At 72.0% G+C, this 12,222-nt stretch carries 9 protein-coding genes; 6 read left to right on the plus strand and 3 right to left on the minus strand.

What is annotated here, in order from left to right:
* The first annotated feature begins 37 nt into the window (after positions 1-37).
* The 3 genes from ABZT12_RS30910 to sthA all read left to right on the plus strand — a co-directional run bounded on the left by ABZT12_RS30910 (position 38) and on the right by sthA (position 4,811).
* On the plus strand, positions 38-2,812 hold the full coding sequence (locus ABZT12_RS30910) for a SpoIIE family protein phosphatase (protein ID WP_356390623.1): 2,775 nt from the start codon (positions 38-40) through the stop codon (positions 2,810-2,812).
* A gap of 265 nt (positions 2,813-3,077) precedes the next feature.
* The gene (locus tag ABZT12_RS30915) at positions 3,078-3,284 is read left to right on the plus strand and encodes a hypothetical protein (protein WP_356390625.1); all 207 of its coding nucleotides are present in this window, start codon (positions 3,078-3,080) and stop codon (positions 3,282-3,284) included.
* A gap of 123 nt (positions 3,285-3,407) precedes the next feature.
* On the plus strand, positions 3,408-4,811 hold the full coding sequence (gene sthA, locus ABZT12_RS30920) for a Si-specific NAD(P)(+) transhydrogenase (RefSeq protein ID WP_356390627.1): 1,404 nt from the start codon (positions 3,408-3,410) through the stop codon (positions 4,809-4,811).
* A 187-nt stretch (positions 4,812-4,998) separates the two neighbouring features.
* Here the strand turns inward: sthA and ABZT12_RS30925 are convergent, their stop codons facing one another.
* The 3 genes from ABZT12_RS30925 to efeU form a co-directional block, all read right to left on the minus strand.
* Complete coding sequence (locus tag ABZT12_RS30925; protein ID WP_356390629.1) at positions 4,999-6,159, minus strand: HoxN/HupN/NixA family nickel/cobalt transporter; 1,161 nt, start codon at positions 6,157-6,159, stop codon at positions 4,999-5,001.
* Between the two features lie 132 nt (positions 6,160-6,291).
* Positions 6,292-7,563, minus strand: coding sequence for an iron uptake transporter deferrochelatase/peroxidase subunit (efeB, locus tag ABZT12_RS30930; RefSeq protein ID WP_356390718.1), 1,272 nt, complete (start codon positions 7,561-7,563; stop codon positions 6,292-6,294).
* Between the two features lie 50 nt (positions 7,564-7,613).
* Complete coding sequence (gene efeU / locus ABZT12_RS30935; RefSeq protein WP_356390631.1) at positions 7,614-9,698, minus strand: iron uptake transporter permease EfeU; 2,085 nt, start codon at positions 9,696-9,698, stop codon at positions 7,614-7,616.
* Positions 9,699-9,997: 299 nt separating this feature from the next.
* Here efeU and ABZT12_RS30940 point away from each other — a divergent pair, with 299 nt between their 5' ends.
* From ABZT12_RS30940 to ABZT12_RS30950, 3 genes are read left to right on the plus strand one after another with little or no spacing between them, the layout of a single operon-like run.
* On the plus strand, positions 9,998-10,729 hold the full coding sequence (locus ABZT12_RS30940) for a DedA family protein (RefSeq protein WP_356390633.1): 732 nt from the start codon (positions 9,998-10,000) through the stop codon (positions 10,727-10,729).
* Positions 10,726-11,328 carry a phosphatase PAP2 family protein gene (locus ABZT12_RS30945; RefSeq protein WP_356390635.1) on the plus strand — a complete coding sequence of 201 codons (603 nt, stop codon included), beginning with the start codon at positions 10,726-10,728 and terminating at the stop codon, positions 11,326-11,328. Before ABZT12_RS30940 ends, ABZT12_RS30945 begins: the two co-directional genes overlap by 4 nt.
* On the plus strand, positions 11,325-12,203 hold the full coding sequence (locus tag ABZT12_RS30950) for a phosphatase PAP2 family protein (RefSeq protein WP_356390637.1): 879 nt from the start codon (positions 11,325-11,327) through the stop codon (positions 12,201-12,203). Before ABZT12_RS30945 ends, ABZT12_RS30950 begins: the two co-directional genes overlap by 4 nt.
* Positions 12,204-12,222: the final 19 nt, after the last annotated feature.

A 12,222-nucleotide genomic window follows, 5' to 3' on the forward strand; every position in this document is an offset into this window, starting at 1 on the left:
CTCGCCTCCTGGGAGCGGGCAGTGTAGACATGGGCTCATGGCCCGCCTCCCGGGTCGGCCCGGTGCCCGGTCGACCCGCCACCCCGACGGCCCGCGTGCCCGGCGCACGTACGACCGTCCCCGCGGGGTGCGCGGAGACCGGACCGCGGTGGGACCCGCCCCCGGCGACGGGGGCGAACTCGCGCAGGGGCGGCTGCGGTCGGCGCTGGGCGGACGCAGCGTCGCCGGACAGGTCTTCGTCCTCCAGGTGGTGATCGTCCTCCTGCTGGTCGTCGCGGCCGTGGTGGCCCAGTTCATCCAGGTACGGCACGACAGCAACCAGGAGGCGCGCAACCGCTCGGTGGCCGTCGCCCAGACCTTCGCCAACGCGCCGGGCACCGCCGCGGCCCTGCGCACCGCCCATCCCACGGCGATCCTCCAGCCGCGCGCCGAGGCCGCCCGCAAGGCGTCCGAGGTCGACTTCATCGTGGTGATGAACACCCAGGGGATCCGCTACACCCATCCCAAACCGGACCGCATCGGCAAGAAGTTCATCGGCACCATCGCGCCCGCGCTGGCCGGGCAGGTCGTCACCGAGGACGTCGACGGCACCCTCGGCCCCCTGGTGCAGGCGGTGGTTCCGGTCCGGGCGGCCGACGGGAGGATCGTCGGCCTGGTCTCGGCGGGCATCACCACCGCGAACGTCGGCGGCGCCGCCGACCAGCAGCTGCCCCTGCTCCTCATCGCCGCGGCGCTGGCCCTCGCGCTCGCCACCGCGGGCACCGCGCTGGTCAGCAGACGCCTCCGGCACCAGACCCACAACCTCGGCCCGTACGAGATGACGCGCATGTACGAGCATCACGACGCCGTGCTGCACTCCGTGCGCGAGGGTGTGATCATCATCGGCGGCGAGGGCCGGCTGCTGCTCGCCAACGACGAGGCGCACCGCCTCCTGGACCTGCCCGAGGACGCCGAGCGACGCTCCGTGCGCGACCTCGGACTCGACGAGGGCACCGCGGCCCTGCTCGCCTCCGGGCGGATCGCCACGGACGAGGTGCACCGGGTCGGCGACCGGCTGCTCGCCATCAACCAGCGCCCCACCGACCTGGCGGGCGGGCCCCCCGGCAGCGTCACCACCCTGCGCGACTCCACGGAACTGCGCGCCCTGTCCGGCCGCGCCGAGGTGGCCCGCGAACGCCTGAACATGCTCTACGACGCCGGTGTGGGCATCGGCACCAGCCTGGACGTCACCCGCACCACCGAGGAGCTCGCGGAGCTGGTCGTGCCGCGCTTCGCGGACTTCGCCACGGTCGATCTCTTCGACGCCGTACTGAACGGCGAGGAGCCCCGGCAGGGCACCGAGCTGCGCCGTACGGCGGTCGTCGGCGTCCGGGACGACGCGCCGCTGTACCCGGTGGGCAAGCAGATCCAGTTCGTGCCCTCCTCGCCGCAGGCACGCAGTCTCAGCACCGGGGACGCGGTGGTGGAGCCCCGGCTTAGCGAGGCCCCGGGCTGGCTCACCCAGGATCTGGAGCGCACCGCGCAGATCGTGGAGTACGGCATCCACTCCCTGATCACCGTGCCGCTGCGGGCCGGGGCGCTGGTCCTGGGCGTGGTCAACTTCTGGCGCTCGCAGAAGCCCGAGCCGTTCGACGCGGAGGAGCTGGCCCTGGCCGAGGAGCTGGTCGCCCGCGCCGCGGTCTCCATCGACAACGCGCGCCGCTACACCCGTGAGCACGGCATGGCGGTCACGCTCCAGCGCAGTCTGCTGCCCCGCAGGCTGCCCGAGCAGACGGCCCTGGAGGTCGCCTACCGCTATCTGCCGGCGCAGGCGGGCGTGGGCGGCGACTGGTTCGACGTCCTGCCGCTGTCGGGCGCCCGGGTCGCGCTGGTCGTCGGCGACGTCGTCGGCCACGGGCTGCACGCGGCGGCCACGATGGGAAGGCTGCGCACGGCGGTGCACAACTTCTCGGCGCTGGACCTGCCCCCGGACGAACTCCTGGGCCTGCTCGATGAGTTGGTCGGCCGCATCGACCAGGACGAGACGACCGAGGAGAGCGACGCCGCGGTGACCGGCGCCACCTGTCTGTACGCCATCTACGACCCGGTCTCCCGCAACTGCAGCATCGCCCGCGCGGGCCATCCGCCGCCCGCCCTGATCGGGCCGGACGGCGCGGTGAGCTTCCCCGAGGTGCCCGCCGGTCCCCCGCTGGGTCTGGGCGGACTGCCGTACGAGACGGCCGAGTTGGAGCTGCCGGAGGGCAGCCGGCTGGTGCTCTACACGGACGGGCTGGTGGAGGACCGCGACCGGGACATCGACGCCGGACTCGACCTGCTGCGCACCGCCCTGAGCGGAGCCGGCGACTCGCCGGAGGAGATCTGCCACGCGGTGCTCGACTCCCGGCTCACCACCCGGCACACCGACGACATCGCCCTGATCGTCGCCCGCACCCGCACCCTCGGCGCGGACCGGATCGCGGAGTGGCTGGTGCCGTCCGACCCGGCGGCCGTCGGCTCCGTGCGCGCCTCGGTCACCCGGCAGCTGTCCCAATGGGGCCTGGACGAGCTGACGTTCACCACCGAACTGATCCTCAGCGAACTGGTCACCAACGCGATCCGCTACGGCAGCGGTCCGATCCGGGTCCGGGTGCTGCGCGACCGTGTCCTGATCTGCGAGGTCTCCGACGGCAGCACCACCTCGCCCCATCTGCGCTACGCGGCGATGACCGACGAGGGCGGTCGCGGTCTCTTCCTCGTCGCCCAGCTCTCCGAACGCTGGGGAACCCGCTACACCCCGGCCGGCAAGGTCATCTGGGCCGAACAGGCCCTGTAGGACGGCCGGTTGGGGGGCACGCTCCGCTGTACGGGGACCGGGTACACCGAAGGAGTTCCGGTCACGCCGCCTTGCGGCCATCGGGACAGTCTCCCCGTACGGGGCCGGCGGCTGCTTCCCTTGGGGGCGGGCACGTCACCGGAGGCGGGGGCGCTCCCGCCCGCTCGGGGTGCGGGGTACGGCCCGGGGGTGAATCGTGGGAGGAGGGGCCGGGACGCGGCCGTGCGAACCCGGTCGCGGGGGCCGGCCCCGAGGAGGAGGCACCATGTCGACGTCACCATCCGACGCGTCCCGTCAGCCCGAGGACCGTGCCACACCGGACGCGCTGCTCCACGCCCGCACCGGCACCGAGGTCGCGCCGGAGGATCTGGTGCTGGCGGCGGGCCGCGACCTCAGCCCCGAGAACCTCGACTGGGCCCGCCGCAGGATAGAGGCGGACGGCCCGGCCGCCCTCGACAAGCTGCTGCCCTGACCCCCACCACGGAGGTGAGCCAACCGGCAGTGCGCGGCGCGGAGTTCACCGGTCGGACGGGGTAAGCGGTTGTCCGCCGGTTCGCCCTTCCGGAGGAGGCCCCCGGGCTGACAGACTCCGGACGTGCGCGACTTCGACATGATTGTCATCGGATCCGGACCGGGCGGCCAGAAGGCCGCCATCGCCGCGGCGAAGCTCGGCCGCCGGGTAGCCGTGGTGGACCGCCCCGACATGGTCGGCGGGGTCTCCATCCACACCGGCACCATCCCCTCCAAGACCCTGCGCGAGGCGGTGCTGTACCTCACCGGCCTCACCCAGCGCGATCTGTACGGGCAGAGCTACCGCCTCAAGGACGACATCACCGTCGGCGACCTGACCGCGCGAACCCAGCACGTGGTCAGCCGTGAGGTCGACGTCATCCGCAACCAACTCTCCCGCAACCACGTCTCGCTCCTCGCCGGCACGGGCCGCTTCGTCGACCCGCACACCGTCGCCCTGCGCGAGGCGGGCGGCCACGAACAGCTGCTCAGCGCCGACCACATCGTCATCGCCACCGGCACCCGGCCGGCCAGGCCGGACAGCGTCGAGTTCGACGGCCGCACGATCATGGACTCGGACAACGTCCTCGCGCTGGAGCGGGTGCCCCGGTCCATGGTCATCGTGGGCGCGGGGGTCATCGGCATGGAGTACGCCTCCATGTTCGCCGCGCTGGGCAGCAAGGTCACCGTGGTGGAGAAGCGCGCCGGGATGCTCGACATGTGCGACGTCGAGGTCATCGAGTCGCTCAAGTACCACCTGCGGGACCTGGCGGTCACCTTCCGCTTCGGGGAGACCGTGGCCGCCGTCGAACGGCATGCCCACGGCACGCTGACCGTCCTGGAGAGCGGCAAGAAGATCCCCGCCGACGCGGTCATGTACTCGGCGGGGCGGCAGGGTCTCACCGACGACCTGGAACTCGACAAGGCCGGCCTGTCCGCGGACCGGCGCGGCCGGATCGACGTGGACGAGTTCTACCGGACCGCGGTGCCGCACATCTACGCCGTCGGCGATGTCATCGGCTTCCCCGCGCTCGCCGCGACCTCGATGGAGCAGGGCCGCGCGGCGGCGTACCACGCCTTCGGCGAGCCGGTCCGGCAGATGAGCCACCTCCAGCCGATCGGGATCTACACCATCCCGGAGATCAGCTTCGTCGGCCGCACGGAGGACCAGCTCACCGAGGACTGTGTGCCCTTCGAGGTCGGGATCTCCCGCTACCGCGAACTGGCCCGCGGGCAGATCATCGGCGACTCGCACGGCATGCTCAAACTGCTGGTCTCGCCCGAGGACCGCACACTGCTCGGTGTGCACTGCTTCGGCACCGGCGCCACCGAACTCATCCACATCGGCCAGTCCGTGATGGGCTGCGGCGGCACGGTCGACTATCTCGTCGACGCCGTCTTCAACTACCCGACGCTGGCGGAGTCCTACAAGGTCGCCGCCCTGGACGCGACCAACAAACTGCGCCAGATCGACCAGCTCGGGGACTGACCCGGGAACCGAACCGCCGCGCGACGGGGGGCGGTTGGGGCCCGCCCGAACGGTGTCGGTACGGCACGGGCGACAACTCCCCGCGGCCCGCCGTGAGGTGGGAATCACCGTCGGTCGTACGTACCTGACGCGGGTGCCCGCGGAGTCACGCTCCGCGGGCACCCGCGTCGGGTCCGTGCCGCGTGCCTCAGTCGCCGGTCCGCTCGGCCGGCCGGGCCAGGCCGGCCGTCCACTTGTCCTCGATGCGGCCGAGCTTCCACACCAGCAGGGCGAGGATCCAGGTCGCGAAGAAGAGTCCGACGATGACGAAGCCGATCATGTTGAGGTCGAGGCCGGCCACCCCGTCCCAGAAGGCGCCGTGCAGGTGCAGCTTGGTGGCGAAGAGGCCGAGCAGTTCGACCGTGCCGATGATGAGGGCGACGGCGACGGACAGGCCCGTGATCGTGAGGTTGTAGTAGACCTTGCGGACCGGCTTGGAGAACGCCCACCCGTAGGCGAAGTTCATGAACGTGCCGTCGATCGTGTCGAGCAGCGACATGCCGGCCGCGAACAGGACCGGCAGGCACAGGATCGCGTACCAGGGCAGCCCGGACGCCGCTCCCGAACCCGCCAGCACCAGGAGCGCGATCTCGGTCGCGGTGTCGAAGCCGAGGCCGAAGAGCAGGCCCAGCGGGTACATCTGCCAGGACTTGGTGATCGACTTCATGAAGCGGCCCAGGAGGCGGTTCATGAAGCCCCGGTTGTTGAGCTGCTCCTCCAGCGCGGCCTCGTCGTAGTGGCCGGAGCGCATCTGGCGGAACACCTTCCAGATCCCGGCCAGGATGACGAGGTTGATGCCGGCGATGACGTAGAGGAAGGTCCCGGAGACGGTCGTGCCGATGAGGCCGGTGATGTCGTGGAGTTCGGAGCCGTCGTCGCGGACCGGGCCCGCCAGTGCCTTGATGCCGAGGGAGAGCAGCAGCGTCAGACCGAAGACGACGCTGGAGTGGCCGAGCGAGAACCAGAAGCCGACCGACAGCGGTCGCTGCCCCTCGCTCATCAGCTTGCGGGTGGTGTTGTCGATCGCCGCGATGTGGTCCGCGTCGAAGGCGTGCCGCATGCCGAGCGTGTACGCGGTCACGCCCATGCCGATCCCGAAGGACTTCTCGCCGACGCTGTAGTGCTCGGGCGCGACGATCCAGACGAGCGTGAACCATCCGATCACGTGCAGGGCCAGCACGAAGGCGGCCATCCCGCCGACTCTGGTCCACTCCTGGCGCGTCATGGAGCCACGGACGCGCTGCCAGGCCGAGAGCTTCGCCTCGGCCGGGGCGGGGAGGGTCGGAGCGGTGCCGGGAGCGGACGTCATCGAGGAGGGTCTTCCTTTCCGGGTGGGCGGCTGCGGCCTGCAACCTTGTGCCATCCTCCCGTACTTGCAACTCATGTGCAGTAACGTACAGCAAAGGGCAGGGAAGGTCTTACCCATGGAAAGGCAAAGCGCTCAGGTAGCCAGCAGTTCCCGGCCCAGCCAGTCCCCGGCGTCCCGGACGCCGGGCAGCGCGAAGAAGTAGCCGCCGCCCGTCGGCGAGATGTAGTCGACGAGGGGCTCGTCGATCAGCCGCGTCTGGGTGGCCTCGAACTGCCGCCGCACGTCCTGCTGGTAGCAGCAGAAGACCAGACCCATGTCGAGGTTGCCGACGTCGTCGATGCCCCGGTCGTAGTTGTAGCCGCGGCGCAGGATGCGCGAGGTGTCGGTGGCGGCGGTGCGCGGGTTGGCGAGGCGGATGTGGGCGTCCAGCGGGATCGCCGAACCCTTGGGATCCTTGGCGTAGTTGGGGATGTCCGTCTCCTTCGCGCCGTCCAGCGGCGCCCCCGTGTCCTTGCGGCGGCCGAACATCTTCTCCTGCTCGGCCAGCGACACCCGGTCCCAGAACTCGACCAGCATGCGGATGACCCGGATCACCTGGTAGCTGCCGCCCCTCGCCCACGCGGGCTCGCCCGTGCCGTCGCCCACCCAGATCAGCCGGCCGGTCTCACGGGCCGATCGCACGTCCGGGTTGACCGTGCCGTCCTTGAAACCGAGCAGGTTGCGCTGGGCGCCGGTGGGGCGCGGGGTGTTCTGGAAGCCGTCCACGCGCCACTTGATCCGCATCGCGCCCCGGGTGTGGCGGGTGATGTCGCGCAGCGCGTGCAGCACCGTGTCCTGACGGGCCGCACAGAGTTGCAGCGACAGGTCTCCGTGGCACTCGGCCGCGCGCAGATCGTCGTTGGGGAAGGTCCTCATGGGGGTCAGCCGGCGCGGCTTCGCCTTCGCCAGTCCGTAGCGGTCGTCGAAGAGGGAGGCGCCTACGCCGACGGTGACGGTGAGGGCGTCGGCGGGGACGTCGGGGCCGAGGATGCCGTTGTCGGACGGGGGCGCGCCCACGCCCGCGTCGGCGGGGGTGCCGCCGGCGGTGAGGAAGCGGGCCCGTTCGGTGATCGTCCGCAGCAGCCGCGCCAGTTGGGCGCGGTCGTCGGCGATCACGTCGAACGAGACGAAGGCCGCGGCGGCCGGTGCGGGGGTGACGATGCCCGCCTGGTGGGTGCCGTGGAAGGGCACCTTCGCGGCGTCGGCGCTGTCGGCGGTCCGCGCCCCGGCCGTGCCACCGGTCCCGGCGAGCGCGAACCCGCCGCCGGCCAGCACGGCACCGGCGGCTCCGGCGCCGACCGCCGTCCGCACGAAGGAGCGGCGGCCGGCCCCGGCCGGGCAGCCCTGGATCTCGGCGGACGGCATCGGCCGGTTCCCTTCGGTAGGTGTGTCGCGTGGGGTGTTCGCGTCGCTCATCAGGCCGACTTCCTGATCTCCAGCAGGTCCGGCACCGGGGCCAGATCCTCCAGCAGCTGTCCGGTGGCGCCGTCGACACGGGCCCGGGTCGTCGTGTCGAGCCGTTCGACGGGGGTCCAACCGGAGCCGTGGTGCGCCGAGTCGAGCAGCTTCTGCAGCCGGGTGACAGCGGCGTCGATCGTGGGGAGCAGCTTCGGCGCGCGGGTGGTCAGCAACGGCCGCAGTACGGTGAGGAGTTCACGGGTGCCGGCGAGGTTGGCGTCGGCGGTGGCGAGGTTGGTGCCGCTGCCTTCGTCGGTGTCACCGGTCAGTTCGAACTGGAGGGTGTTCTCCAGGATCTCGTGGGTCCGCAGCGGCAGGTCGCCCGGGTCGAAGTCCTGGGTGGGGAACGCCTTTTGCAGTCCGGCCACGGCGGCGACCAACTGCCTTCCGGGCGCCTTCAGTTGACTCGCCGACTGGCCGTGCCAGAGTCCGTACTCGATCCGGTGGAAGCCCGCGAAGTCCTTGTCGCGCACTCCGCCCGGCAGACCGTCGGCCCTGCCGTTGATCTTCTGGTCGAAGTCCTCGAAGGTGCCGTACGCGGCGCCGAGGGAGGCGTAGGTGCGATGCGCGGTCAGCCAGTCCGCGCGGGCTTTGCCGAGACGGCCGCGGTCGAGGTCGGCGTCGAGCGTGCGGGTCTGGGTGACCAGGGTCGCCAGCCCCTGTTCGACGTACGCCTTGTACGCCTTGAGGGGCGCGGCGAGGTCGTTCGCGGAGACGGGCACCACCGCACCCGCCCCTCCCCCGCCGCCGACGTGGACCGTGGCCGAGGTGACGGCCCCCGCCCCGGCGGGCACACAGCGCCAGGCGTACGAGCCTCCCCCGACGGTGGCGACCAGGGCCCGGGTGGTCCCCGGAGCGAGGCCCTCGATCTCGCCGTAGACCGCGTCGGTGTCCGGGTCGATCAGATAGACCTCGGCGGTCCTGTCCCCGGTGTTGTGCATCTGGAAGGTGCGCCGGCCCGGGGCGGGTGCGGTGAAGCCCTTGCCGCAGTCGCTCTCGGAGACGGCCACGGTCGCGGCACCCGCGGGCTTGGGGCGCGAGAGGGCCACGACGAGTCCGGCCAGCACGGCGGGGACGGCGACCACCGCGACGGGCACCACCCAGCCGGGCCGACGACGCGGAGAGGAGGGGGAGCGCGGGGCCGACGGGGAGGGCTGGGAGGACGGAGAAGGCTGGGAGGGCTGCGGCTGGGCGGGCGGTTCCGTTCGTACGGCGGGCCGCTCCGGTTCCCTGGTCCGCACTCCCCGTACGAACAGGGTCATCACTACGGCGAGGTACGCGGCGTAGCCCGTGACCTGGAGCCAGGTCATCGTCGGGGAGAGATTGAGGACGCCCTGCACGAGGGTGCTGTACCAGGCGCCGGCGTCGATGTGGGAGCCGAGGTCGACGGCGTAGGCGGCGCGGCCGGGCAGGACCCCGCCCTCCTGGAGGTCGCGCAGACCGTAGCCGAGGACGCCGGCCGCGATCACGATGAGGACGGCGCCGGTGGCCGTGAAGAACCTGGTGAGGTTGATCTTCAGCACCCGGCGGTAGAGGCCCCAGCAGAGGCCGGCCGCCAGGACGAGTCCGATGCCGGCGCCCGCCATCGGGCCCGCGGACTCACCGGCCGCGCGGGCGGTGGTCCACAGGAACAGGGCGGTCTCCAGTCCCTCGCGGCCCACCGCGAGGAAGGAGGTGAGGATCAGCACCCCGGCACCGGTGGTGAGCGCTCCGGTCACCTTCTCCCGGATCTCGCCGGAGAGGTTGCGGGCCGAGCGGCGCATCCAGAACACCATCGCGGTGACGAACGCGACGGCGATCACGCTGAGCGTGCCGCCGAAGGCCTCCTGTGCCGTGGCGGGGAGGTCGGCCGCCGTGAAGGTGAGGACCGCCCCGAAGCTCAGCGAGAGCGCGATCGCGGCCAGGACACCGGTCCACACCTGCGCCAGCCTCGACCTGGCGTCGGCCCGCACCAGGGTGGCGACCAGGATGGAGACGATGAGCCCTCCTTCGAGCCCTTCCCTCAGGCCGATCAGAAAGCTTGGAAACGCGTCGTCCCACATGCGGTGCGACCCTCCCCGGCCGTGACCGGCCTTCTTGATGCTGGTTAGCGAAGGCATGCCTAACCACGACGTACGTCGACCATCATGACTACATGCATGTAGTCGGACAGTCATGAATCGGCAACGGCGCGGTAAAAGACGCGCTGGATCGGGTGATCCGCGCCCGACCGACGTCGTGGCGGGAACGATCGACCGCCCTCCCTCGTCTACAGTTCAGTAGACCGTCTACACCTATGTAGTCGGTTGCCCCGGGGGCCTGTCCGACGCGCCCCCGGCGACCGGAGGGAAGGCTCGCGACGATGACCACGACCACGGACCTGGCGGCGCAACTCGCCGTCAACGTGCTGGACGCCAGGTCCCTGCTGGCCGCCTTCGGTGTGCTCGGCGTCGGCGTGGTGATGTTCGCCGAGACCGGGCTGCTGCTCGGGTTCTTCCTTCCCGGCGACTCCCTGCTGTTCACGGCGGGACTGCTGTGCACGGGATCCGCCGACCGGGGGCTGAAGCTCTCCCTGCCGGCGCTGCTCGTCGCGGCGGCGGTGGGCGCGCTGGCCGGTGCGCAGTGCGGCTATCTCCTGGGCCGGAAGGCGGGCGGGGCGCTGCTCGCTCGCAGCCGTTCCGCGCGGCTGAAGGAGGGCGCGCTCCACGCGGAGGAACTGCTGGACAGATACGGCCACGCCAAGGCGATCGTGCTGGCCCGCTTCGTGCCGGTGGTACGCACGGTGCTGAATCCGCTGGCGGGCACGCTCGGCGTACCCGTCCGCACGTTCACGCTCTGGCAGGTGGTCGGTGGCCTGGTGTGGAGCCTGGGCCTCACCCTCGCCGGGTACGCGCTGGGCTCGTCGATCCCGAACGTCGACAGGTATCTGCTTCCCATCGTGGCCCTGATCGTGGTCGTCTCCCTGCTCCCGCTCGCCGCCGAGCTGTACCGCTCCCGCAAGGGCGGCCGGACCCGGAAGACGTCGGGAAGCGCCGAGCCGGTCGAGTCCGCCGGGAGCGCGGAGAGCGCCAAGTCCCGGGAGGCGCGCGGATGATGCTCGCCCTTGACGGTCCGTCGATCGACGGCGCCGCCTACCGTGACGTGGTCCGGTCGGCTGGCCACACCCCCGGCTGGCTGAACGACGTGGTCGCGGCCTGGTCGGCGTACGGGCTCGCGCTGTTCGCCGTCCTGATGCTGATCGGCTGGTGGCGGGCGCGCCGGGTCGGCCCCGCGGCGGCGTTGACGGCGCTGGCCGTGCCGGTGGTCGTCGTGGTCGCCTACGGCATCGACACCCTGCTCAAGTCGGCGGTGCGGGAGGCCAGGCCCTGCCAGACCCTGCGCGTGGCCACGCTGGAGACATGTCCCGCGACGGGCGACTGGTCGTTCCCGAGCAACCACGCGACCATCGCCGCGGCGGCCGCCGTCGCCCTGTTCTTCGTCTCCCGCCGGCTGGGCGCCGTGGCAGCCGTGGCCGCGCCGGCGATGGCGGCGTCGCGGGTCTGGGTGGGGGTCCACTATCCGCACGACGTCCTGGCGGGCCTGCTGGTCGGCACACTCGTCGCCTTCGGCGCGGCGGCCCTGCCGCGACGGTGGCCGGGGGACCTGGCCGCCCGGATCACGGCCACGCCCTTGCGCCCCCTCCTGGTGTCATGAACGGCGTCGCACACCGGGACAGTCCACGGCTCGGGAAGCGCCAGGACATCGCCGAACTGTCCGGCAGCGTGGGCCTCGGCGCATGGACGGCGTTCGGCGTACTGGGCCTGGTCGTCTACGGCGACGGCTCCCCGCTCTTCCTGGACCGCGCCTTCCTGAACTGGTCCGTCGCCCATCGTCCGGAGCTGAGCCTGGCCGTGGCCCGTGGCCTGACCGCGACCGGTACGGGAGTCGTCCCGTACGCCCTGGTCCTCCTGGCCGGACTCCTCGTGGGCAGGGGGGTGCGGATACGGAAGCGGCTGCTCGCCGCTGTCCTGGGCGCCGGCTGTCTCGCGGCCGGACAGGGGGTGCGCTACGGCGTGATGTCGCTGATCGCCCGGCCCCGCCCGCCCCGCGCGGACTGGGCCGGCCACCCCTCGGGGTGGGCGTTCCCCTCCGGCCACACCACCACGGCCGCCCTCGCCGCCGGGCTGGTGATTCTCGCGATCTGCCTGCGCGCGCCTCGCGGGAGAAACCCGCTGTGCGCGGTCGTCGGCTGCTGGGGCGCGCTCGTCGGTCTGACCCGCATCTACCTGGGCGTGCACTGGTTCACCGATGTCATCGGCGGCTGGCTGTTCGCCACCGGCTGGCTCGGCCTCTGCCTCTGCGCGGCGGCTTGGTGGCTCCCGCCCCGACTGGTCACCGCCGACGGTGACGGCACGGACGGCACGGCCCGCGGCGAAGGCGCGGACGGCGGAGACAGCGGGGACACGGCCCGCGCCGACCGAGCCGCCGACCACCCTGACCGCACGAACGGCACGGACGGCTCGGACGGCACGGATCGCACGGAGCCGCCCCCGTCGCCGCGTCGCGGTCCGAAGCAGCACCCGCACTGACGCCCGGGCCGCAACTCTG

The organism is Streptomyces sp. NPDC005423, from assembly GCF_040606415.1.
Classification (GTDB): Bacteria; Actinomycetota; Actinomycetes; order Streptomycetales; family Streptomycetaceae; genus Streptomyces.